Below are 23,767 nucleotides of genomic sequence, written 5' to 3'. Positions count from 1 at the left end.
AATTAAAAAAAAATTGAAATATTATTTTGTGAAATGTATAATTATTGAAAAAGGGGGTTAGGTGATGCGTTTTTCACGGTATGTCGATATCATTGAGAACGGTAACGAGACTATTCTTTGCAATACATTAACGCAAGAAATAGTTACTATTGATTCAAAAAAAATGAAAAGTAAAACGGAGATTTCGAGCGAAATAAGTGAAGGTGAACGAAAATATTTATTTGAAAATGGATTTATACACGGTGATTTGGAAAGTTATAAACAGAAAACAATCAATTTAAAGAGAGACTTAGTTACTATCACTATAAATATCACAGAAGATTGCAACTTTTCGTGTACTTATTGTTACCAGAATGATTTCCTTTCTAAAAATGTTATTACTGATCAGACGATAAATAATATAATGCAATACATTTTAGACATTGCTCAGCTAGGCGTTCGGAGACTATATATCTATTTTTTCGGGGGCGAGCCACTTCTTTATAAAAAAAGAATTCTCGCAATTAAAAGTAAGATTGATCAAATTGCGTCAGAGAAATCACTCTCAATTTCTTATGGTTTAGGAACAAACGCCTATCTACTCACTCCAGATTTTATAAATCATTTTGATTCTTTAATTGTCGATACTACACTAACATCTAGAAAAGATCATGATAGAAATAGATCTCTTAAGAGTGGAAGCGGAACGTATGATAAGATTTTTGAAAATCTAGCGGTAGCATCTAAGAGCGGACGTGTTAAAATCCATATTGGTTATAATACATCTGATAAAAATACAGAAGAGTTTCAGTCTTTTCTCGTTACGATCCGCCAAAGTGATATCAAAGCCCATATCAATTGCTATTACATTAATAACTATGAGTTTAATGAAAATTATTTCAATGCATTATCCTATGAAAAATATCTAAAGTGGGTATCTTCAACTGCAATTGATCACCTAATTGAAAACGGTTTCCTGGTGAATGTCTCTCCATTTTCTTCGTATCGCTTTGAGTGCGATGCGTATAATCCTTGGTCTGTAAAGTTTTTCTCTGATGGATCTATAGGGTTATGTAATGCAACAAATTTTTATGAACGTAGAATAATAAAAAGTTTTACAGAATCATCTTCTTTTGCAGAAGATGTTCAATATAGCCTTTATGACCAAAAGAGTGTTCTTCCGAAAAGCAACAATCAGTGTAATTCATGTGAATTAATTGCAGTGTGTCGAGGAAAGGTACAGTGTGATACTTCATGTAACCCCAACTATTCAATTGATAGAGAAACATTCATACGTTCTTTTGTAAAGCATACAAATCTAGGTAACAGAAAATTTTTTACCCAATTTAATTAGGAGTGATTTTATGAAATTATCGCAATATACGATTGTTGAAGAAGTGGATAATGAAATACTTTTGTACAATTCGGTATACTCTGCTATCGTTTTACTAACTCAAAGCGAGTTCCATGATCTACAGACTTTTATTAATAACGATAACTTTGAGAAAACAGAATTATTCTCTTATTTAGAAAATCAAAATATCATTGTTTCCGATGAGATTGATGAAGAAGCAAGATTAGTGTCTGTGGCAAATGAAAAACGATATAATCCTAGTCAAGTAACTTTCACAATTGCCCCTACGATGAACTGTAATTTTTCCTGTTTTTATTGTTACGAGCAAGGGTTTAGACAACATACTATGACTACTGAAACTGCTAAGAAAACAGCTGAGTTTATTCTTAAAAATGTATTACCCCATCAGTCATTGAAAGTAATTTGGTATGGAGGAGAGCCTTTGATGGGATTGAACTCTATTAAAGTTATAAGTGAAATAATAATGAAAAACGAAAAAAAATATAAAAATTTCAACGCAGAAATTGTATCCAATGGTTATTTGCTAACAGAAAAAGTTGCACAACTTTTAAAAAGTTATCACGTTAATTATGCTCAAATTACTCTGGATGGGGATCAGATAAATCATGATTCTAGAAGATGTTTAACAAATGGGAAAGGGACATTTGCAAGAATATTACAGAATATAGTTAAAACTCTAAAATATATTCCAGTAACTGTAAGAGTAAATATAGATAGGGAGAATAATCATGAAGATGTTATTCGTTTGATGAACTCGCTGGATAATTTTAATTTACTTAAGAAAGTTGGCTTTTATCTTGCGCCGGTAGAGGATTTTGATACCTACAAAACACCCACATGTTATACATCCCAAGAGTTTTCGAAAGAAGAAATAATGGTTTATAAAAGTCTTTTGGAAAGAGGGATAAATATTGTTGCCATACCACGGACAACGATTGGGTTCTGCGAAGCTATCAATCGAGATGACTATGTAATCGACCCTAATGGATTTTTATATAAATGCTGGGTTCATATTGGTAAAACGATTGGACGAGTTGGAGATATCTATACAGGAATACAATTGAACAGTGTGCATAAAACATTTACAGAGTACAAATTTTTTTCGAAAGCGAAATGTTCAAGTTGTAAAGTTCAACCTTTGTGTTTAGGAGGCTGTCCGTTAATTCGAATGAATACAGGTGAGTCGAAGTGCGTTAGCTATAAGTACAATATTGAAGAGCATATAAAAATGGCTTCGGCAAGACTAATATAATCTGGTGGAATATTTTTGCTTCAGAAGATTGATAAGGTCTTCTTAAAAAAATAGCTTAGTTAAATAAGGTTACTATGTTACATTGTGAATAGAATCTATACTTACTTATGAAAATAGAAAGCGTAACTCAATTTTCTCATTCATATTGTAATAAATGATTTCTCATATTAAAATTTTTATAAGAAAACTAAATAGTGAGCAAAGCTCACCCCAAGCAGCCTCCGAAACTGTTTTCGGGGGCTGCTTGAGGTTTGGGGGGCTTAGCTAGCTAAGTAATGATCGATCACTAAAAAAATGATCAAAACAGAATAGGCAATTTTTTCTTTTCAATCAAAAAATTTTGATCATTTTATCAAGCAGAGGATGGCACAAGTAAGTGGAAAGTAGGTAGTGGCTATTTTTTTGTTCAGGATGGGGAAGTAGATTTGTCTAGGATACGCCGGAGGATAAACGTTTTGAGGATCATTTGTTTTTGACTTACCTATGTGCCATCACTGCGGAAACCCTGTGGATGAAGGCGTCATGTACGACACCAGATACTCGGATGAGAGCTAAGGACGTTTGATTGCCGTGCCTGACACGCTTTTTCTAACCGCAAAGTCGTAGGGGCTAAAGAGCTACAGCGCTGAGACAGATGACTGCCCCGTGCGATTTTGGGTGTTTTTTGAACCCTACAAGCTGCTATTGCTACGCGTCTATTCGTCGCAAGCTTGGAAGGTCTTCTCATAAAATGCCCGTCAGCTGTCAACAGGCTGCCTTTTGCATCAGGAAGCATCAGCGTTCCAACAAATCTTTTTGATCCAGTAGTCGCCCACTCATTTTGGGCAACTTCTATCCGAGAAAACATTGCGTTAGAAGTATGTCTGTCCGTCTTTTCCAGATAAAAGTCAGCTGAAAGAGGGCTGATACTTAACAAAACGGCAGTTAGGACGACCACAAGCGCTCTCAAAAAAACTCAGTCCTTTCTTTTCAATGGTCATTGTTCTTATCTGCACTTCATGATAGCACCGAAACGCGAATTATTTTTCGCGTTTTTTTGTTTTTAAAATAAAAAATTAGGTATTCGCTTTTTTGGGTTAAATGGTATACCTGAGATGGAATAAAAATAATAAAAGAAAGGACAGGATTTACAATGAAGAAAACATCATTAGTTGCAGGTTTCGTTTTAGGTGTAGGCGTTTTGTTTACTCTAGGTGCATGCTCAACAGTGGAAGAATCAGGGGAAGTGGTCTCTGGGTCTGGAACGGAAACGTTGATCAGCGATTCGTCAGATGAAGTAGTTGTGGGAAGTGAAAAATTGAGTGATGACGGGTATTTTGAAGAAATCGTAACTAAGGGAATCGATCCGAAAATCAAAGACGTCGTTTGGTATGAAACGAATTATGAAAATGCTGGTTGGGATCACATTCGCTTTTTAGTGAATCATGTAAAAATCGTGAATGTAGAAGAATTCAAAGACAAAGACAAAGAATACAAAACATTGCTCTCACTGAAATATCAATTGTTTAATGAAGATTCGAAAGACAAAAAAATCAAACCTGACAAAGCCTATTTGGTGTTGAATGATGGCAAAAAAGTAGAAGCGGAAGTGTTTGTGGACTACTTAGATGATGAGATTTTGACCCATGACAAACATAAAGATGGCTTTATTCATTTTAAAGTGGCGCAAGAACAAAGTTTGCCAGCGATCAAAGCGGTCGAAATCGAATTTAAAGCAGATGGAGATTTGACACATACGTACCATATTGATCTATCTTCCGCTGCTGAAAAATAGTATCTAACGATAGGAGGTAAAAAAAATGGATACTAGCAAGAAAAAACTATCATTGTTGAGTTTTTTTGCAATAACTGCTTCAATGGTGATGACGGTATATGAGTATCCAACCTTTGCGACATCGAAGATGAATTTAGTTTTTTATTTACTCGTCGGCGGTTTCCTCTGGTTTATCCCTGTAGCCCTTTGCTCTGCGGAGATGGCTACTGTAAAGGGATGGGAAAAAGGGGGACTCTATACCTGGGTCTCAAAAACATTAGGGAGAAAATGGGGCTTTGCTGCCATTTTCTTCCAATGGTTCCAAATCACGGTAGGCTTTATTACGATGATTTACTTTATTGTCGGGGCGCTTTCCTATGCCCTAAATTGGCCGGCTCTTAATACGAATGTTTGGCTGAAGCTGATTGCCACTTTAGTGATCTTTTGGCTGATCACGATCTCGCAATTTGGCGGAACAAAAAATACTGCGAAGATTGCCAAAGTAGGGTTCTTTGTGGGGATCGTCGCAACAGGGATCATTCTTTTTATCTTAGGAATTGTCTACATTGCTCAAGGGAATCCCGTCAAAGTTTCTTTTGGATCAGGCGCTTGGATTCCTGATTTCACGAAAATCAATACGCTGGTCGTTTTTGTTTCCTTTATTTTAGCCTATGCAGGGGTTGAATCTTCTGCCAGTCACGTAAAAGATATGGACAATCCTGGAAAGAATTACCCGAAAGCTATTTTGATTTTAGTTGTAGCAACGATTCTTTTGGATACGTTAGGTGGGGCAACGGTGGCTGCCACGATTCCCCAAAATCAATTGTCTCTTGATACTGGCGTGATTCAAGCCTATTCTTATTTGATCCATCATTTTGGCGGCGGAGAATGGCTGGTTCGTTTGATTGCCGTGGTCATCTGTTTAGGTGTCATTGCAGAAATTGCTGCTTGGGTGGTCGGCCCATCGACTGCGATGCTTGAAGCAGCTGAAAATGGCTTGCTGCCAAAACAAATGGCCAAAGTCAATCAACACAATGTCCCAATCAATATCGTTTTGGTACAAGGCATCATTGTTTCCATTTGGGCGGTTGTCTTGACATTAGGCGGTGGAGGCGCCAATCTATCCTTCTTCGTTGCGATGGCGTTGACGGTCTGCATCTATCTGGTGGCTTATGTCCTCTTGTTTCTTTCCTATATTAAATTAGTCAAAGAAAAAGACGACTTAACAAGAACGTATCATATTCCTGGTGGGAAAAATGTGAAAATTGGTGTTGCGATGGTTGGTTTGCTTGTTTCTATTTTTTCTTTCTTTATTTCCTTCTTTCCACCGAGCGATATCGGCACCGGAAAGGGCGGAACCTATTTAGCCATCTTGATCATCAGTTGGCTGATTATTGTCGTGATACCGTTTGTCATCTATAAATATGTAGGTGAAAAAGCAAGCGATAAAAAATAAAAAGCACAACCTATGAGGAGGAGAGCTGCATGTTATTTAGTAAAAAAAATCGAAAAGAAGCCCAATATTTGGAGCCTATCTATGGGAATGAGGCAATGGATCAAGCGATCCCTATGTACAAATTACCAAAAGAGTCCTTGGTACCGCGGGATGCCTATGAATTAGTCAAAGATCAATTGATCGATGAAGGGGTCTCAAGACAAAATTTGGCGACGTTCTGTCAAACCTACATGGAACCAGAAGCAGTCAAAATTATGAGTGAAACCCTTGATAAAAACGCCATCGATAAAACCGAGTACCCACGGACAGCAGAAATTGAAAACCGCTGTGTCAATATGATCGCTGATTTATGGCATGCCCCAGAAGCGTCCGATTTTATCGGTACATCAACGGTAGGCTCAAGTGAAGCGTGTATGTTAGGTGGATTGGCCTTAAAATTTGCTTGGCGCAATCGGGCAAAAAAACTTGGCTTAGATATCAATAAACAAAAACCAAACTTAGTGATTTCTTCTGCCTATCAAGTCGTTTGGGAAAAATTCTGTGTCTACTGGGACATTGAAATGCGAACGATCCCTATCGATGAAGAACATGGCAGCATTAATGTTGAAAAGGTCACGGACTATTTAGATGAATATACGATCGGGGTCGTTGGTATTTTAGGAATCACTTACACTGGACGATACGATGATATCAAAGCACTAGACAAGAAATTAGAGGAATACAACAAACACACCGACTACAAAGTCTACATCCACGTGGATGCGGCTAGTGGGGGATTGTACACGCCATTTATGGAACCAGAACTTGAATGGGATTTCCGTTTGAAAAACGTTCGTTCCATCAGTACGTCTGGACATAAATATGGGTTAGTCTACCCTGGTATCGGTTGGGTGCTTTGGAAAGAAAAAGATTTCTTACCAGAAGAGTTGGTCTTTAAAGTAAGTTATCTTGGCGGTGAAATGCCAACGATGGCCATCAACTTTTCAAGAAGCGCCAGCCAAATCATCGGACAATATTACACCTTTATCCGCAATGGGTTTGAAGGCTACCGCTTGATCCACAAAAAGACCAGCGATGTTGCCCAATATTTAGCAAAAGAGATTGAAAACATGGGTTACTTCGATATTTATAATGATGGTTCACGGTTGCCGATCGTCTGCTACAAATTAAAAGAAGATGCCGATATTTCTTGGAATCTGTATGATTTGACGGATGAATTTGCGATGAAAGGCTGGCAAGTCCCTACCTATCCATTACCTGATAATCTATCACATATCAATATCCAACGCTTTGTCTGCCGGGCAGATTTAAGTATGCAAATGGCAATGGATCTGGTGCAAGACATGAAAGAAGGAATCGAGCGCTTGAACAAGCGACCAAGCCGTCATGTTTCATCCGATCAAACCTATGGCTTTTCACATTAAGAAACGGTATCGCTAGAAACCCTTTCATTGCTTTTTTCAATGAATAAAAAGTCCCTTTATGAAACGTTTTTTGCAAGACTGAATGAACCTTGGTTTATAGAAAAATCAAAGGCGGTTGCATCGACTGCCTTTGATTTTTTTGTTTGTAAGAACGGGTAAGCACTTGATAGTGTCGTTTTTTAAGAGAAAGTAAAAAAACAGTGCTTGATAATTTCATTTATTGACATTTCTGACTTGTGATAGTATTAATTATTATGGTCTAAATATATTTTTTTAGAGAAGAACGTTTTACATAAACGAAAAGGAAATCTTAGAACGTTGTCGTGAGGGAATTCTTAGGGAAATTCGTCTTGCATCGAGGGTTTTTGTTTGTCAGTCATGGTTTGTTGGGGAGTAAGTGAAGGAAAAATATGTGTAGAAAGGGCCTGTTTTTACTGCGCTTGTTTGTTTCATAAGTAACGTACTGCTATCTTTTTCTGTAAATTGGTTGTAACTATTCTGAATGAATATAGATTTACACTGGAGGAAAAACAGTCATGTATAAAGAAGACTTACTGGATAAGGACTTAAAATTAGAGTATATCTTGCTCAAATTTTTGTATTTATCGACCGGTCATATCAAAAAAAGTGATGCGTGTCGGGAATTAGATATTACGATGCCGACCTTGACGAAATTATCAGAGAGCCTTCAACGGCAACTAAAAAATGAGAAGGTCTCATTTATCATCAATCGTTATACGTTGGAACTGCAAGTAACCGATAGTGTCTCACTGGATGATTTGACCGACACGTTATTGAAAAAATCTGTAAAATATCAAATCATCCATTATTTGTTTCAACATGCAGGCTATGATGCTTTCGTATTAGCCGATGAATTAAAAATAAGCGTAGGGACACTGAATCGTGTGATTGCTGAGTGCAATCAGTTGTTGCAGCATTTTGAATTAAAGATCAGAAACAAAAAACTAGTTGGAACGATGACACAACGCATTTATTTTTACTATAATTTTTTCAAAATGGGTGCAACAACGATCGATTCTGTTTTGATCGATGACCTGGTTGCGGAGTTAGCGAAAAAAATAACCTTATCGATTGCCCAACAAAAGCAGCTGAAGATCTGGTTGTATGTGATTATGAAAAAAGTCACGTCTCACACGACCTTGGGAAGTTTAAGTCCGGAAGAACAAACCAAAATCGAGCGTTGCCAAGAGATGCCCCTCTGTCACTTTATTCGACAGATCTATGCTTCTAAAAAATGTATCTGCTCAGTAGATGAAGCGAAGATCGTGCCATTCTTTATCTGTCTCTTCCTCATTACGGTGGGCGGGATTCCTTACGAGGAACTTCGCTTAGGACTGTACACTAATAAAAATCCCGTCTTTGAGATCACCGATGAAGTCATGGCAGCAATCCAGTCCATTTATCGTCTTGATGCCTCGCATACGACGATCGATATCAAAGCCAATGTCTTTTCCTTAATCGCACAAGTTTATTACTTTCATGGAGTGAATTATTCCATCGATCGAGTCACGCTAAATTATTACCACAAAATGTTTCACAATTCCTTGCGAGATCAAGTGATCTCAGACATTCTGGAACACATTATTGCACCGACCAACTTGTTTACGCCCACGAAACTCAACTATCTCAAGAAACGCCTAGTCTTTTTAATTTATATGTTATCGCCTAAAGAAGAATATCGGGTACGGATCGGGGTCTTAAATATGTGCTCTAGTCTTTTGGCGGATGCTTCGATTTACTTGTTAAAAAATGAACTAAAAGGCAAGCAAAATGTTGTTGTTTTACCCTATACTCCGGACGAGACATTTGACTTGTTGATTTCCAATGCCAATCTCCCCCAATTAGGGAACAATTATGACCAATTTTATCAAGTGACCGCCATTGGTGCCGATTTAGATGTCAATCAGGTTTCTGCGATCGTCGATCAAATTGCTTATTCTAAGTATCATTCTTTTGTGGTGTGAGCCATCACTTGTTAGTTAAAAAGCAGTGAGTCAACGGATAGGTGATTCGCTGCTTTTTTAATTATCTACGAAGGATGAGAAAGAAAAAGAACATGAATTGCTCTTATTATTGATACCAGATGAAAACAGGGATCAGTCAAGCAGCTTTCTGCTAAATAAATGTGTCCAGTATCCTTGTATAACGTATCGCAACAGAGCAGAAGACAACAAGCGTGAAAATAATAGAAGAGATTCGAAATGCTGATTTTGTAAGGATGTAAAAAAAGACCCACACAAAGATGTGAGTCTGCAGTCGTTAGTTCTTATTTTCTAATTTCTCTAGAACCTTTTTGGGAATTGCGTTTTTTTCAACGCTATTCGGGCCTTTTATTGTACGCTTTTCACTGATTACCGCTTTTACATAAGAATTTGGGGTTAAGGGTTTTGCGTTATCTTCTGATAATGAAACCTCGAGTGTTTGTGTGCTACCATCTTCTTTTACAAAGTTTAACGTGTAATCGTAAGAATACCAAGGCGACTGGTCGCCGATGCCGCTTTTACTTTCATGTTCTACCTTAGGGGGAATCTCAGATGGGACATACGCGTAAGCTGTTTGTCCTGAGTAGGTGGATTGATAATATTCATAGCCTTTGTATCCGGCAAACCCTAAAAGTACGACTAAGACGAATCCGATTATTTTTTTCATATAAACCATCCTTATCCTCAAATATGGAGCTATTATAACAGAATGGTTCTATAGATGACCTTTCATCAGACGAACAGTTTTGCAAGGAGAAATGTTACTAGCCAGTCGTGGAAAAGTGGGGAACGCCGCTAATAAAGGGTTCTATCTATAAATCGTCAGGGGATTGTTGCTTAGAGTGACTAGAAATAAGTGCGGAATCAGGCGACAAGACCTTAATAAAAAAACATAGCAAGTAGTATGACCTTTTTTGTACGCACAACAACTGACTACTTGATGAAGTGAGTCGTTTGTTTTTTCACTATAGAAAGATGAAAAAAGGCGCATCAGTTTAATAAAAAACCAGCAAAGACGCTCCGTAATAGGACCGTCTTTGCTGGTTTTTTCTACAGAAAATGTTTGAGCGCAGGCCATGACAGCTGCTTACGGCTCGATTTTACTATACAAATCGAGGGCTCTTTTCCTGGCTTCGTTATGGTCGACTATAGGCAACGGATAGTCGGTGCCTAAAACTACCTTTAGGTCGGCTTGTTCTTCGTCAGTCATCAGGTAAGGTTCGTGGATGAATTTTAGCGGCAACTGGGCGAGTTCGGGAACAAATTGTTTGATAAACGTCCCCTCTTGGTCGAATTTTTTCCCCTGAGTGATGGGGTTGAAAATTCGAAAGTAAGGAACCGCATCGGTGCCGGTCGAAGCTGCCCACTGCCAGCCGCCGATATTGCTGGCAGCGTCGTAGTCGATCAATTGTCGAGCAAAATAGGCTTCTCCTTGCCGCCAATCGATCAGTAAATCTTTGGTTAGAAAGGAAGCGACGATCATCCGTAGACGGTTATGCATCCAACCGGTTTGATTCAGCTGCCGCATCGCGGCATCAATGATCGGATAGCCGGTTTGTCCTGCTTGCCATTTGTTAAACGCCTCTTCATCCTTTTGCCAATCCATGTTTCGATATTTCTCAATGAGTTCATAGTTTTTTTGCTCCGGATGAGTGAAGTAGATCATATGATAAAAATCTCGCCAAGCCAGTTCTTTTAAAAAGGTCGCTTTGCCAGTGCTGGATGGCATTCCTTGGCAAGCGGCCCAAACCTTCCGAATAGAGAGTTGTCCAAAAGACAAGAAAGGAGACAGGCGGCTGGTTCCTTTGATCGAAGGGAGATCACGGTCTTTTTCGTAGGCGGCCAAACGCTTTTGCACAAAGGCCTGCAATTGTTTATGCGCATAGTCTTCCCCAACGATCGTTGAAAAATCGGTCTTTCTATTGTTTAGCACCTCAGCAAGCAGCGCTGTCCCTGCTTTGAAGTGAGGGGCATCATTAAAATGAGCGGCTTTTTCAAAATCAAGGGCCTGCTTTTGATACACCGGTTTGGGCAGTTGGATCCATTTCTTATAATAGGGCGTAAATTTTTTGTAATACGTCCCGTCCTCTTTGGTGACTTCCGTTGGTTGGTGTAGATGATGTTCTTCAAAGGAATGGACAGTGACGCCTTTTTTCTCGACCAATTCTTTTATGTAGAGGTCGCGTTTACGACCATATCCACGGTTATCAAAGTTGAAGTAAAGCTGGCTCCATTCTGGATAGCAAGCGAACAACTGATCAAAGGCTTCTGTCAACGTTCCCGTCAAGAGGTGGATCGTCAGATTTTGCTTTTTGGCAGCCTCGATAAAGTGAGCAACCGCGCTAAAAAAGTAATCATGGCTTGGTGCATCGGGGAGAAACTGCTTTTCATTGAGATGAAACACACACAACAATTGGTCGTTTGCTTGAAGAGACAAAAGCGCCTCAGTAAGCGCCGTATTGTCCTCTAAGCGCAGATCCTTTCTAAACCACATCACATGAATTGCCATAACAACCTCCTTGATAGTATAACCGTGCTAAAAAAACGATCGGATTTCGTTCATAGTAAAGGAAAGATGGGATTTATTCAAATTTGGCGATTGCGTAAGGAAAATTGCTGTTGCAACAAGTCGAGGGATGCTTACAGGGTTTGTTTTAATTGGTGCACCGATTTGAATAGGCGCTTGTCATTTACCGTTTCGTTTCTGCAAATCGTCTCTTCTTAATAAATAATAGGTAAAAAATGAGTAGTAGGGGATGAAATGAGTTACATTTGCGTAACGAGAACGTATATAATCATAGTATATAGTGAGGCTTTTTACTTTAGCGTTTATTAATAAGCGCATATTTGGATGGAGTGAAGGATGATCAAAAACAAATTACAGCAATACAAAATTTTAACGCTTTTACTGATACTTGTGACGGTTGGATTAATTCTCTTTTTAAATCAGATGATTTATGCTTGGCAGGCCATTGAAATTTTGGCGATTCTTCTTTGTGGCTACTTAGTGGTTTTTGATCAAAGGGATGGAACTTCGAAGATTGCTTGGATCTTAGCTTTATTGTTTTTACCGATTGTAGGAGTCATGTTGTATTATTTAATTGGTCGTGAACCTCGATTAAGGAAGTTGCCCAAACAGCAGATACAAAATGAACGGGAAGTGCAGCGAACGGTTTCGGCTATTTTGCAAGAACATTCAAAGGTCATTCATGGGAAACATGATCTCTCCACTGAGATTTTTCATCTTTCGGGCAAGTATCCCACAACTAATAATCATCTGACTGTATTAAACGAAGGCGCTGAGGCATTCGCTTCTTTGCTGGAAGATATCAAGAAAGCCAAGCATCATGTGCATGTGTTTTTTTATATCGTTAAAGGGGATGAAACAGGGGAGGAGCTGACAAATGTTCTGGTCGAAAAGGCCAAACAAGGGGTGGAAGTTCGGTTTATGTATGATAGCGTGGGGTCGATCGCCTTTCCTAATCAATTGTTATTATTGATGCGAAAGAATGGAGTAGAGGTGCGCACGTATGATTTGTTGAACTCGCCTTGGCTAAGTAATAAAGCGAACTGGCGCAATCACCGTAAAATGGTCGTTATTGATGGGGAGATTGCACATACAGGAGGCATGAATATTGGAAATGAATATAGTGGGCGAGGCAGTAAGTTTTCTTATTGGCGAGACACAAACATCCGGATAGAAGGACCTGCTGTTCTAGAAGTTCAAGAGTGTTTTATTTATGATTGGCTCTTTCTTGATGAGACGGAAGAAACGGTCACTCATTTTTTGACACAGACAGCTACGTATTTTCCGTTGAAGACCGACGTTCAAAGCGGTTCGGAAATCGTTCAGGTAATCTACGGCGGACCCTATGATAGCGAGCGAATCATTAAGGATTCCTTTAATGATCTCATTGGAAAGGCAACGGATTCGATTAAGATCGCCATGCCTTACTTTATTCCTGATGAAGAAAGTTTAGGTGCGCTTAGAAGAGCAGCACGGTGTGGGATCAACGTGCAATTGATTGTGCCGGGAAAAGGGGATCGAGGAATTTCTTTTCATGGCACGAATTCGTTTATTGATGATTTATTATCTGCCGGCGTCGAAGTCTACACCTATGATGAGACTGCTTTTATTCACTGTAAATATATGATCGTCGATGAGTTTGCTGCAACGATCGGGTCAACAAATTTTGATATTCGTAGTTTTTACCTTAACCATGAGTTATCTATGTTCATCTATGGACCGTCTAACATAATCACAGAGTTAAATCAGCAATTTATGGAAGACTTAGCTCGTGCAAAATTAGTAGAAAAAGAAGAATGGCAAGCCAGAAGCCTTTTGACGAAAACAAAAGAAAAAATCAGTGGCTTGTTTGTTCCGATTCTTTGAAGGAAGATAGTGAACAAAAGAATGAATTATTTCTGATCCATCAGTCTCATATATGATTGCCCTATGATTCCTAGCGGATAGCATCTTCTCAGCTAGGGATTATTTTTTGTTTGTGCTAATCTATTGGCTGCATGGATGGAGAGTCTAGCGAATTGCTAGGATTTGTAGTGATTAAGCGATGGGGGTGAGTGAGACGGTGCGTTCACCTGAATCTGTCCACGATCATTCGATTTTTGTGTGTAATGCCCCGTTTTTATGTGAGGAGGGAATGCTAGGAGCTGCTCGTGTCTTCAGAAGATCGTTTTTGAAGAAGCGGGGAACAATGAGACCTCTTTTTCATGTTCCACGCTATTTCATGACGAATCGTGAAACAAACGTTTCAGTTTCAAGGCTGCCTATTGAAATAAGCAATAATTTACGAGATATTGAAATCGGTTACAAGAGTTTTATCCGGAGAAACTTGATGTGATTAAAAGCCAATTTTTTTCAGGGAGGAAAACTATGAGTGAATCAAAATCTATCATCAATGATCGAATAATGCCTGTAATGGGGAAAATTAGTCAGATAAAAGCGATTCGAGCGATTCAATATGGGGCGATGTCTACCATGCCATTGACATTGGGGGTCAGTCTGATAGCTATTTTAGTCAATCTGCCCGTTGAGCCTTGGTTGGCTTGGTTAGCGCAAACTGGGATCGATGAACATATGCGTGCCACTATCAAGGTGACAATGGAAATTACTGCGTTGTATATGACGTTTATGATTGGTTATCATAATGCCAATGAAAGAAATTCAAGTCCTGTGACCGGTGGGATATTATCTTTGGCCTCGTTTTTCGTTTTGATGCCGCAAGTGATTCCCTATGATGGGGGCGAAGTAGCCGGACTAAATTTTGACTATATCGGCAGTAATGGTATTTTCGGCGGGATGATCGTAGCGCTATTGGTGTCTAGTCTATATTGTGTATTGGACAAAAAAGGCTTGGTCGTTAAACTGCCAAACTCGGTGCCGCCAATGGTTGCCCAGTCGCTTTCGCCGACCTTTATTGCCATTATTATATTTGTACTTGTTTGCTTAGCTCGCATCGGCTTTAGTCTAACTGCGTGGGGCGATTATTTTGATTTTATCAATGGCGTGGTCGGAGCACCGATTATGAACTTGGGGGCAACACCGATTTCGGCGATTATTTTTATGATCACTATTTCGATCTTCTGGTTTTTTGGGATCCATCCCAATACGATCCTCAGTATTTACTTGCCGGTTTTAATGGCTACAGGGGTTGCCAATTTAACGGCGTTTATGGAGGGAGAACCGATGCCGCATTTGGCATTTTCAGCGGTGATGGCTTTTTATGCACTTGGAGGTGCGGGCAATACCTTAGGAATCTCGTTGCTGATTCCCTTTATTTCGAAATCACAGCGCTATAAAACTCTTGGGAAACTCAGCTTGGCACCAGCGATCTTTAACATCAATGAGCCATTAGTGTTTGGTTTGCCACTGATGTTGAATCCGATCTTCTTTATTCCGATGGTCAGTACTTCTTTGGTGAATGGGATTATAGGGATCATCGGCTACAATCTTGGGGTGTATGACACACTGAATCCTTCGATCTCACTGCCTTGGATCATGCCAGCCTTCATTGGACCGATCTTGACCATCGGGATCAAAGGTGTGATTGCGGTAGTCATTGCGATTTGTATCAATGGGTTGATCTACTTGCCGTTTTTCTTAAAAGCCGACAAGCTGGCATTGGCGGAAGAGCAAGCGCTTGAAGATGAGGTTATGGCAGAGAAAGTCACAGAGGCGGTCTAAAGAAAGACAGGAGGATCAGTCAATAACATGAGTTTACCAGAAGGATTTTTATGGGGCGGCGCTACCGCCGCCAATCAATATGAGGGGGGCTTTGATCAAGGAGGCAGAGGACTATCTACATTGGATATTGTTACCAGCGGCAGTCAGGAACAGCCCCGTCAACTTACTGTGAAAGATGCGCAAGGCAAAACCCGCAACATTTCTATGTATGAAGGAATGCCAGCGGATTGCCAAGGATACTTAGACGAAAATCAGTATTATCCTAGCCATCGCGCCACAGATTTTTACCATCATTGGCAAGAAGACATTGCTTTATTTGCTGAACAAGGCTACAAGGCTTATCGGATGTCGATCAGCTGGACACGGATTTTTCCTGATGGAACGAAAGAATCGCTTAATGAAGAAGGAATTCTCTTCTATGAAAGGATCTTCAATGAACTGCTCAAATACGGCATTGAACCAATCGTTACCTTAAATCATTTTGATATGCCGCTGGCTTTAGCTGAAAGTCGTGAAGGATGGCTGGATCGGCGTACGATTGAAGATTTTCTGGACTATGCGGTTTTGCTGTTCGATCGTTTTAAAGAGCAAGTGAAGTACTGGATCACCTTCAATGAAATCAATTTTTTGAATGGCTATGTTTTTTTAGGGATCAAAGGAAAAGACTTAGGAAAAAGGGCGCAAGCATTGCATCATGTCTTTCTTGCTAGTGCCCGCTGCGTGATTGAAGGCAAAAAAATCAATCCCGATTTTCAAATTGGAATGATGCTTGCCAATGCTGGTATGTACCCAGAAACCTGTAATCCAAACGACAGTATGCGGGAAATCGAAGTTTCTAGAATGTTCAAATATCTGTATAGTGATGTCCAATGCCGTGGGTATTACCCTGAATATGCCTTGAAGGAGTATGAACGAAACGGCTGGCAGCTGGTCATGGAATCAGATGATCTTGATCTTTTACGCGTAGGGACGGTCGATTTTCTTTCTTTTAGTTACTACAATTCAGCGGTCATCTCCACAAAAGAACAAGAAAAAACGAGCCGCGGCAATATGATGGAAGCGGTAAAGAATCCCTACTTAGAGGAATCGGAGTGGGGGTGGCCGATTGATCCGACAGGTTTGCGGATCGTATTGAACCAATTGTATGATCGCTACCAGCTGCCGTTGTTTATTGTAGAAAACGGCTTAGGCGCACTTGACACTTTTAACGAACAAAACGAGATCATCGATGATGCGCGTATCGCTTACCTCAGCGCCCATATTGAGCAGATGATCAAAGCGGTTGTACATGATGGCGTGAAACTACTGGGCTATACACCGTGGGGCTGTATTGATATCATATCTGCAGGAACAGGGGAAATGAAAAAACGTTATGGGTTCATTTATGTAGACTTGGATGATGCTGGAAAAGGGACTTTTGCCCGCAAAAAGAAAAAATCTTTTTACTGGTACAAAAAAGTGATTGAGTCTAATGGCACCTCGATCCAAGCAAAGTCTTGATTCAACCTGGAGGTTTTTTATGACAAAGACAGAGACTGATACACCTACCCAGATTACGTATTCCGTCCATTGCCAAAGATACGATTGGGGACCGGCAAACCATAAAATTGTGATTGATTTTGGACAAGTGATCGATGAGCAAGTAGATGCCTCGTTTTTTGAAGTACTAGGAGAAAAAGAAGGCTTTGATTGGTCGACGAAAATACCAAAGCAGATAAAAGGCAAGATCGAACTCAAAGAGGCTTATTTATCTGATTCGACAGGACAAAAGCAACCCGTCGATCTGCCGACGACGTGCGTTACATTGGCGTTGCAGGTTCATCCCGATGCCCCGTTGACATCACCCTTTGTCTTTAATCCACAGTTGTTTTTGAATCAAAAGCGACAGACGATGTATACGATCACGCTAAAGAAGCCTCTGTGTATTAATGGTTCTTCTTTGAACGAGCTCGTTTTGACGAACCAACAGTTTGAAGAAACCGTTTATGAAGGGACCGAGCAATTTCTGCAAAAAGAATTTTTTTATGAAGATGCTGAGTTTGGTGAGATCACTTTACACCATGCACTTTTTGAACCGAAGGAAAAAGGGAAGCATCCCCTAATCATTCTTTTGCACGGCGCGGGCGAAGGCGGAACCGATCCTGAAATTGCGCTTTTGGGCAATAAAGTGGTTGCTTGGGCTGATCCCGAAGTACAAGCGATGTTTGGTGGCGCCTATGTTCTGGTTCCTCAAGTGCCAGATATGTGGATGAACGATGGAAGCGGCGGTTACACTCAAGATGGCACCAGCAAGTATACCCGAGCTGTCAGCCGTTTGATTGATGAAGCAGTTCAGACCTTTGAAACGATCGATCCAACGCGGATCTATTTAGGCGGCGGCTCCAATGGCGGCTTTATGACCATCAATCTGCTTTTAAGAAAGCCCAATTTTTTCGCGGCAGCTTTTCCTATTTGTCAGGCCTATAAGACACAATGGCTCGATCAAAGACAACTTGAAGGCCTCAAGGAGGTCCCACTTTGGTTGACTCATGGCATTCACGATCAAGTCGTTTCCTTTAACGAGCATAGTCAGTCATTATATGAAACGCTACAAGCGATGAACCATCCGAATCTTCACGTGACTGCACTTGAAGCGATAACGGACGAAACAGGCTGCTATCAGGACGGTACGGGGGCACCGTATCGCTACAATGATCATTGGGCATGGATTCCAGTTTATAATGGTGAGATTGCGAATGAAACCCAGTCGTTGTTTCACTGGCTAGCAAAGCAAAAACGATAATGGGTTATCACCTCGGAAGATACCATATATTCCGAGGTGAAATATTTTTTGAGAAAGTTGGGTAAACAATGAATTATCTTGTTTATGATATAGGAGGCAGTTACATCAAATACTGTTTAATGACGGGGGATCGCGAGATTTTCTACAAAGGGAAAGTAAAAACACCTCTTGAAGAGAAAGCCTGCTTTTTAGTCGCTGTCGAAGAAATTTTTCGGCAATTCGAAGGGCAAGTCGATGGTATCGCCATCAGTATGCCGGGGAAAATTGATGTCTTCAACGGTTATGCCCATACCGCTGGTGTGCTGACCTTTTTAGAACAGACAAATATCGTTGATCTCTTTCATACATTCACTGATTTGCCGATCTCGGTAGAAAATGACGGCAAATGCGCGGCATTGGCAGAATCGTGGGTCGGAGCGCTGGCGCATACAGATCATGGCATCGTCTTGGTCTTTGGCACTGGTGTCGGCGGTGGACTGATCATCAATAATCGCCTACATCGCGGCAGCAGCGGGATCGCTGGAGAGTTTAGTTTTGTCCAGCAAACCGATGCGTACCATCAACCAGCCGCTTATTTCGGTGCTTCTGGCAGTGTTCTGTCGCTGGTTAGTGAAGGAGAACGAGTCAAAGGGATGGAAAAAGGCACGCTCAGTGGTGAGTTGCTGTTTCAACTGATTGAGGAAGGCGACAAAGAACTGCAAGGCGTTCTAGAAAAGTATTGTGATACGATCGCCCTTCATTTGTTCAACCTGCAGTATATTTTTGATCCCGAGACATTTGCTATCGGGGGCGGAATCAGTGAGCAAAAACGATTTATCCAAGAAATCGAAAAAAGCATTGATCGGTTGAAAGAGAAACACACATATCATCTTGCAGTGCCGCAGATCGTTCCGTGCAAGTTTCGAAATGACGCGAATTTGATTGGCGCCTTGATGAATCATCATTTAAATAAAGTGAAAAAAGTAAAACACAACCTTATATGAGCATGGGAGACACTCTGCGTTTAGAAAAAGACCAGAAATCGTTCGGTGCAAAATCGTTTGGGAGATATAGTCATGAATTTATTTGCAAAACTGAATTGTGTCAAATATTTGTCTGATACAGAACACAACATTATTGATTTGATTAATAAGGACCCAGTTGCTTTTACACAGATGACCATTCGTGAGATCAGTTCATTGGCATTTGTTTCTAAAGCTACCATCTATCGTTTTTGCAAAAAGTTGGGGTATTCCGGGTTGAATGAATTGAAATTAATGGTCACTGCCTCTTATGCCGATCAATTACAGCATGCAGATAAAAAAGTAGATTTGAATATTCCATTTGGAAAAACAGATTCTGCGTTTACCGTCATCTCAAATTTAAGAGATTTGTACGAGCGCTCGTTATTTTTGGCAACGACTTTTATCAGTGTCAAAGATCTGCAACAGATTGCCGTGGACTTGATCCATGCTGTCAATATTATTGTGTTTGTCGATGATGAACAGCTGCATGTAGCAAAAATTTTTAAAGATCGAATGGAAAGCTGTGGTGCCAGGGTCACAGTTCCTGCAAATCTCTATCAAAAAATTTCACTTGCACAATCGGCAGGTACCCAAGACATTGCGATATATGCTTCCTATTATCCTGTTCAAAAGCGTCACTTGGAGCTAGCAAAGATTTTAAAAGGCAATCAAGTGAAAATGGTGGTCATCAGCTCATCTGATGACCACTTACTCAATCATCATGGCGATCGCAACCTCGTAGTAGGCCCGATCGATCATGAAAAAGACAAGATCGCTGATTTTGCGATTACGATCATTTTTCAATTTTTGTTTGATTCCATCTACTCAGTATTCTTTAAAGAGCGCTACGAAGAAAACATTGAGAACTTACGTGCCTCTTACTTGAAGTATCGGAATATCTGAAAGGGGAGCTTGTGCCTGAAAATTGTGTTTTTAAGCGGTGAATAGCTAACTGTGGGACTATTTTCGTTTAGGGGTGGCTCATCCGTTAGAGTCTGGAAATGCTGCTTGGTTGAAGGACAGTGTTCATTGAAGGGACTATTCTTTATTAAACAAAAGTTAAAAACTCGATTCCATCATTTGGAATCGAGTTTTTTCGCGTCATTTTCTTCTAGCAGCTCGAAAATAATTGATCCCGGTTCCTGCAAATACTACGAAACTAGCCAATAGGAACAAAAATCCTACGGGGATTAGATAGAAATTTTCATGTAAAATGCCGGATTGATCGATGTATTCCACGGAGCTTGCTTTGATGAAGAAGCAGGCAAAGCCGAATAGTAGTAAAAATGTTCCGATCAAGGTCGTGATCAAATTGAGTTTGGCGCGTCGGGTCTCGCTGCCGTCTTTGATTAGTTTTTCAGTGATCTTGTTCACTTGAGTTCCTCCTAAAATCAATTCATCAAGCGAGAGTTGAAAAATCGTGGCGATGGCAATCAACATTTCTAAATCTGGTAGATTGCGATTGTTTTCCCAGTTCGAAACGGCTTGTCTCGTCACGTGTAGTTGAGTGGCAAATTGTTCTTGGGTCAAGTTATTTCTTGTGCGTACTTCTTTGATTTTTTCGCCAAATTCCATCTTTTTTTCCTTTCGCTGATGTGACTTAAGCATAGTCGAAACCTGCGTTGTTTCCAAGAAAGCAGGGCTTGCTTCTTGATAAATCAAGGGAAAGTGGTGCTTGCGTCGTTTTTTATCTGCTGTTTTTTTGAGAGGAGCATCGTTTTCATTCTGAGGTCGTGAAAAACGTCTGTGACAAAGTGACCTTGAAGCATGTTATTTTTACTGCATATCATTTTGTTTATTATAGCACTGAGGCTAAGGGGAAGGAAATATGTGGCTCGTTTTTTCTCTTGCTTGATTGGTACATGTTCGATACATGACAGTTTATCGAGTGGGGAGCAACGCAACAGCAAGTTTCTTTTCTTAAAGAAAATCACTTAGTTGACAAATAGGGAAACATCTTGTTTAATATACCCCGAGGGGTATAAGAAAGGAGCAAGAAATGTTTTCATTATTTAAACGCATACCAAGTATGTCAACAGCAGATTTACAAAAAGAAGGAGCCAAAGAATGGACGGTTCTGGATGTTCGCACGCCGGCGGAGTACCGTAGCGGGCACATTGCCTACGCCAAAAATGTACCGTTAAACAAGATTGCGGGCTTCACTAAAAAAGGTGACAAGAAACTGGCAGTCATTTGCCAATCAGGGATGCGAAGCAAACAAGCAGCCAAAATCCTAAATAAAAAGGGGTTTGATGTGGTCAATGTTCGCGGTGGCATGAATCAATGGCGGGGAACAACCAAAGGAGGAAAGTAACGATGGAAAAAATAGTTATTGTCGGTGGGGTAGCAGGAGGAATGTCTGCAGCAACGCGCTTACGTCGGCTTAAAGAAGTAGCGGAGATCATTATTTTTGAAAAAGGTCCTTTTGTCTCTTTTGCGAATTGTGGACTGCCGTATGCCATTTCTGGTGAGATCGAAGAGCGAGACGCCTTATTGGTCCAAACACCTGAGGCGTTAAAAAAACGGTTTAACCTAGATGTGCGGCCTCTTCATGAAGTGCTGGCGATCGATCCGGAGGAGAAAACGGTCACGGTCAAACATGGCGAACAGGTCTTCACGGAATCTTATGATGCGTTGATTTTATCACCGGGGGCAAAACCGCTAGTACCAGCGATCAAAGGGCTAGAAGAAGCAACCAACGCCTTTTCTTTGCGCAATGTTCCTGACTTAGACCAAATCATGACACATCTTGAAGACAAAAAGCCTCAAAAAGTGACGATCATTGGCGCTGGGTTTATTGGGTTAGAAGTCGCTGAAAATTTACATAAAAAAGGCCTACAAGTAACGATCGTGGAAAAAGCACCCCACGTATTGCCACCTTTGGATGAAGAAATGGCGGCGTATGTCAAAAATGAATTGATCAAGCAAGGGGTCAATGTTTTGACCTCGCAGTCAGCGACCGCTTTTGAAAAAGCAGGGCAAGAAATCGTTCTGGAGGATGGAACGGTTCTGGCTTCAGACATCACGATTCTTTCGGTGGGTGTCCAACCAGAAACGGATTTGGCGAAACGTGCTGGTATCCAATTAGGACACCGGGGGGGTATCCTGGTAGATGAGCAATACCAAACCAGCAAGAAAGACATTTACGCGGTGGGAGATGCCATCGTTGTGAAACAACAAATCACTAACGAAGACACGCTGATCTCCTTGGCGTCACCAGCCAATCGCCAAGGTCGGCAAGTGGCTGATGTATTGGGAGGACTGACTCGCAAAAACAAAGGCAGTATTGGGACGGCGATCGTGCGCGTATTCGATCTTGCCGCAGCGTCCACTGGGTTGAGTGAGCGCAGCGCCAAACTGGCGGGGCTAAATCCTCAGGTGGTTCATCTTTCAGGCAAAGACCATGCTGGGTATTATCCTGATGCGACGGATATTTATTTGAAATTGATTTTTGATGCTGATACTGGAAACATCTACGGTGCGCAAGGCATCGGTGCCAAAGGGGTCGATAAACGGATCGATATTTTAGCAACAGCGATCAAAGGTGGCTTAACGATCTTTGACTTGCCTGAACTGGAATTCACCTACGCGCCGCCTTTTGGCTCAGCGAAAGATCCAGTGAATATGATTGGCTATGCAGCGATCAATCTGGCAGAAGGAATCAGTGAGAATATCCAATGGCACGAATTGACGGAGGCCTTAGAAAACGGTAAGCAGTTGTTGGATGTTCGTTCAGAGATGGAATTAGCCAATAATGGGCGTTTTCAAGAGGCGCTCCACATTCCGTTAGATGAATTGAGAGATCGGTTGTCTGAATTGGATCCAAGTGTTTCGTATGTTGTTACGTGTCATAGCGGATTGAGAAGCTACATTGCCGAACGCATCTTAAAACAAGCGGGCATCAATTGTCAAAACCTCGATGGTGCCTTTTCGTTGTATAATACTATTAAGCCGGAGATGATTATTCATGATTAAAGCCATATCTATGGAGGAATTTACCCAAAAAGAAAAACGTGAGGCGCTTGAGATCCTTGATGTCAGAGAAGTTGATGAGTTTGCACAAGGACACATCAAAACAGCACAAAACCTACCGTTGAGCGAGCTGACGGAACAAACCAGCGACTTAGAGAAGAATAAAAATTACTATGTCATCTGTCATTCAGGGGCTCGTTCGCAAATGGCGTCTGAGTTTTTGAACCAGCAAGGGTTTCAAGTGACCAATGTCCTCGGCGGCATGTCAGCATGGAGAGGAGAAATCAAACGATGACCGCATGCAACAAAGATATTTTGAATCGGTTAAAACGAACCGAAGGCCAGTTGCGGGGGATTCAAAAAATGATCGAAGACGAGAAAGAATGCGTCGATGTCATCACGCAATTGTCCGCCGTTAGTTCCAGCGTCAACCGTATTATGGGGATCATTGTCGCTGAGAATTTGAAAAAATGTTTGGAAAATCCAGACAGCGACACGGAAACCCAAAAGCAGAAAATCGATCAAGCCGTTCAGCTGATCGTGAAGAAATAGCGGGATTTTT

The 23,767-nt window shown here is 40.7% G+C and carries 19 protein-coding genes; 16 read left to right on the top strand and 3 right to left on the bottom strand.

Translation table 11 applies throughout. The features are described from left to right. The first annotated feature begins 64 nt into the window (after nt 1–64). The 6 genes from A5877_RS07910 to A5877_RS07880 all read left to right on the top strand — a co-directional run bounded on the left by A5877_RS07910 (nt 65) and on the right by A5877_RS07880 (nt 9,224). A complete protein-coding gene (locus A5877_RS07910; protein WP_005230552.1) occupies nt 65–1,333 on the top strand; it encodes a radical SAM protein in 1,269 nt (422 codons plus the stop codon). Nucleotides 1,334–1,343: 10 nt separating this feature from the next. Beyond that, on the top strand, nt 1,344–2,606 hold the full coding sequence (locus A5877_RS07905) for a radical SAM protein (protein WP_005233213.1): 1,263 nt from the start codon (nt 1,344–1,346) through the stop codon (nt 2,604–2,606). 1,132 nt (nt 2,607–3,738) lie between these two features. Then, nucleotides 3,739–4,380: a hypothetical protein gene (locus A5877_RS07895; RefSeq protein ID WP_005230557.1), complete on the top strand. Its 642-nt coding sequence runs from the start codon at nt 3,739–3,741 to the stop codon at nt 4,378–4,380. Between the two features lie 25 nt (nt 4,381–4,405). Beyond that, nucleotides 4,406–5,815, top strand: coding sequence for an amino acid permease (locus A5877_RS07890; RefSeq protein ID WP_005230559.1), 1,410 nt, complete (start codon nt 4,406–4,408; stop codon nt 5,813–5,815). 29 nt (nt 5,816–5,844) lie between these two features. Then, the gene (locus tag A5877_RS07885; protein WP_005233215.1) at nt 5,845–7,239 is read left to right on the top strand and encodes a glutamate decarboxylase; all 1,395 of its coding nucleotides are present in this window, start codon (nt 5,845–5,847) and stop codon (nt 7,237–7,239) included. Between the two features lie 536 nt (nt 7,240–7,775). Beyond that, nucleotides 7,776–9,224 carry a helix-turn-helix domain-containing protein gene (locus tag A5877_RS07880; RefSeq protein ID WP_086316663.1) on the top strand — a complete coding sequence of 483 codons (1,449 nt, stop codon included), beginning with the start codon at nt 7,776–7,778 and terminating at the stop codon, nt 9,222–9,224. A gap of 295 nt (nt 9,225–9,519) precedes the next feature. Here A5877_RS07880 and A5877_RS07875 read toward each other — a convergent pair whose 3' ends face one another. Further along, nucleotides 9,520–9,909, bottom strand: a complete 390-nt coding sequence (locus tag A5877_RS07875; protein ID WP_228085367.1) for a DUF1093 domain-containing protein — start codon at nt 9,907–9,909, stop codon at nt 9,520–9,522. Between the two features lie 420 nt (nt 9,910–10,329). Further along, on the bottom strand, nt 10,330–11,751 hold the full coding sequence (locus A5877_RS07870; RefSeq protein WP_086316661.1) for a deoxyribodipyrimidine photo-lyase: 1,422 nt from the start codon (nt 11,749–11,751) through the stop codon (nt 10,330–10,332). A 354-nt stretch (nt 11,752–12,105) separates the two neighbouring features. Between A5877_RS07870 and cls the strand changes: the two genes are divergently transcribed. From cls to A5877_RS07840, 6 genes are all read left to right on the top strand, one after another. Then, nucleotides 12,106–13,635 (top strand): cardiolipin synthase, encoded by a 1,530-nt coding sequence (cls, locus tag A5877_RS07865; RefSeq protein ID WP_086316660.1) that lies wholly within the window; start codon nt 12,106–12,108, stop codon nt 13,633–13,635. 501 nt (nt 13,636–14,136) lie between these two features. Continuing rightward, entirely contained in the window at nt 14,137–15,447 is a 1,311-nt protein-coding gene (locus tag A5877_RS07860) for a PTS sugar transporter subunit IIC (protein WP_086316659.1), read from the top strand. Nucleotides 15,448–15,474: 27 nt separating this feature from the next. After that, nucleotides 15,475–16,947, top strand: a complete 1,473-nt coding sequence (locus A5877_RS07855) for a glycoside hydrolase family 1 protein (protein ID WP_086316658.1) — start codon at nt 15,475–15,477, stop codon at nt 16,945–16,947. Between the two features lie 19 nt (nt 16,948–16,966). Then, entirely contained in the window at nt 16,967–18,229 is a 1,263-nt protein-coding gene (locus A5877_RS07850) for a prolyl oligopeptidase family serine peptidase (protein ID WP_176273440.1), read from the top strand. A 68-nt stretch (nt 18,230–18,297) separates the two neighbouring features. Further along, nucleotides 18,298–19,212, top strand: a complete 915-nt coding sequence (locus A5877_RS07845; RefSeq protein WP_086316656.1) for an ROK family protein — start codon at nt 18,298–18,300, stop codon at nt 19,210–19,212. A gap of 72 nt (nt 19,213–19,284) precedes the next feature. After that, on the top strand, nt 19,285–20,136 hold the full coding sequence (locus A5877_RS07840; RefSeq protein WP_086316655.1) for a MurR/RpiR family transcriptional regulator: 852 nt from the start codon (nt 19,285–19,287) through the stop codon (nt 20,134–20,136). 198 nt (nt 20,137–20,334) lie between these two features. Here the strand turns inward: A5877_RS07840 and A5877_RS07835 are convergent, their stop codons facing one another. Further along, a complete protein-coding gene (locus A5877_RS07835; protein ID WP_052533231.1) occupies nt 20,335–20,808 on the bottom strand; it encodes a DUF3955 domain-containing protein in 474 nt (157 codons plus the stop codon). 424 nt (nt 20,809–21,232) lie between these two features. On the opposite strand from A5877_RS07835, the gene A5877_RS07830 reads away from it, so the two are divergent. The 4 genes from A5877_RS07830 to A5877_RS07815 are packed head-to-tail and all read left to right on the top strand — an operon-like array spanning nt 21,233 to nt 23,757. After that, nucleotides 21,233–21,547 carry a rhodanese-like domain-containing protein gene (locus tag A5877_RS07830; protein WP_086316654.1) on the top strand — a complete coding sequence of 105 codons (315 nt, stop codon included), beginning with the start codon at nt 21,233–21,235 and terminating at the stop codon, nt 21,545–21,547. Between the two features lie 2 nt (nt 21,548–21,549). Beyond that, nucleotides 21,550–23,208 carry an FAD-dependent oxidoreductase gene (locus tag A5877_RS07825; protein ID WP_086316653.1) on the top strand — a complete coding sequence of 553 codons (1,659 nt, stop codon included), beginning with the start codon at nt 21,550–21,552 and terminating at the stop codon, nt 23,206–23,208. Next, the gene (locus A5877_RS07820; protein ID WP_086316652.1) at nt 23,201–23,500 is read left to right on the top strand and encodes a rhodanese-like domain-containing protein; all 300 of its coding nucleotides are present in this window, start codon (nt 23,201–23,203) and stop codon (nt 23,498–23,500) included. The genes A5877_RS07825 and A5877_RS07820 overlap by 8 nt, the downstream gene beginning before the upstream one ends. Next, nucleotides 23,497–23,757: a metal-sensitive transcriptional regulator gene (locus A5877_RS07815; protein ID WP_086316651.1), complete on the top strand. Its 261-nt coding sequence runs from the start codon at nt 23,497–23,499 to the stop codon at nt 23,755–23,757. Before A5877_RS07820 ends, A5877_RS07815 begins: the two co-directional genes overlap by 4 nt. Nucleotides 23,758–23,767 lie beyond the last annotated feature (10 nt).

This window comes from Enterococcus sp. 3C7_DIV0644 (assembly GCF_002141235.1).
Lineage (GTDB): Bacteria > Bacillota > Bacilli > Lactobacillales > Enterococcaceae > Enterococcus_D > Enterococcus_D entomosocium.
The sequence above is the reverse complement of the archived record's forward strand: the minus strand, read 5'-3'. Positions and strand labels throughout refer to the sequence as shown.

Bases quoted from the DNA above. Each gene is read 5' to 3' on its own strand.
- A5877_RS07910 (WP_005230552.1), top strand. From the start codon at position 65: ATGCGTTTTTCACGGTATGTCGATATCATTGAGAACGGTAACGAGACT.
- A5877_RS07905 (WP_005233213.1), top strand. From the start codon at position 1,344: ATGAAATTATCGCAATATACGATTGTTGAAGAAGTGGATAATGAAATA.
- A5877_RS07895 (WP_005230557.1), top strand. From the start codon at position 3,739: ATGAAGAAAACATCATTAGTTGCAGGTTTCGTTTTAGGTGTAGGCGTT.
- A5877_RS07890 (WP_005230559.1), top strand. From the start codon at position 4,406: ATGGATACTAGCAAGAAAAAACTATCATTGTTGAGTTTTTTTGCAATA.
- A5877_RS07885 (WP_005233215.1), top strand. From the start codon at position 5,845: ATGTTATTTAGTAAAAAAAATCGAAAAGAAGCCCAATATTTGGAGCCT.
- A5877_RS07880 (WP_086316663.1), top strand. From the start codon at position 7,776: ATGTATAAAGAAGACTTACTGGATAAGGACTTAAAATTAGAGTATATC.
- A5877_RS07875 (WP_228085367.1), bottom strand. From the start codon at position 9,909: ATGAAAAAAATAATCGGATTCGTCTTAGTCGTACTTTTAGGGTTTGCC.
- A5877_RS07870 (WP_086316661.1), bottom strand. From the start codon at position 11,751: ATGGCAATTCATGTGATGTGGTTTAGAAAGGATCTGCGCTTAGAGGAC.
- cls (WP_086316660.1), top strand. From the start codon at position 12,106: ATGATCAAAAACAAATTACAGCAATACAAAATTTTAACGCTTTTACTG.
- A5877_RS07860 (WP_086316659.1), top strand. From the start codon at position 14,137: ATGAGTGAATCAAAATCTATCATCAATGATCGAATAATGCCTGTAATG.
- A5877_RS07855 (WP_086316658.1), top strand. From the start codon at position 15,475: ATGAGTTTACCAGAAGGATTTTTATGGGGCGGCGCTACCGCCGCCAAT.
- A5877_RS07850 (WP_176273440.1), top strand. From the start codon at position 16,967: ATGACAAAGACAGAGACTGATACACCTACCCAGATTACGTATTCCGTC.
- A5877_RS07845 (WP_086316656.1), top strand. From the start codon at position 18,298: ATGAATTATCTTGTTTATGATATAGGAGGCAGTTACATCAAATACTGT.
- A5877_RS07840 (WP_086316655.1), top strand. From the start codon at position 19,285: ATGAATTTATTTGCAAAACTGAATTGTGTCAAATATTTGTCTGATACA.
- A5877_RS07835 (WP_052533231.1), bottom strand. From the start codon at position 20,808: ATGGAATTTGGCGAAAAAATCAAAGAAGTACGCACAAGAAATAACTTG.
- A5877_RS07830 (WP_086316654.1), top strand. From the start codon at position 21,233: ATGTTTTCATTATTTAAACGCATACCAAGTATGTCAACAGCAGATTTA.
- A5877_RS07825 (WP_086316653.1), top strand. From the start codon at position 21,550: ATGGAAAAAATAGTTATTGTCGGTGGGGTAGCAGGAGGAATGTCTGCA.
- A5877_RS07820 (WP_086316652.1), top strand. From the start codon at position 23,201: ATGATTAAAGCCATATCTATGGAGGAATTTACCCAAAAAGAAAAACGT.
- A5877_RS07815 (WP_086316651.1), top strand. From the start codon at position 23,497: ATGACCGCATGCAACAAAGATATTTTGAATCGGTTAAAACGAACCGAA.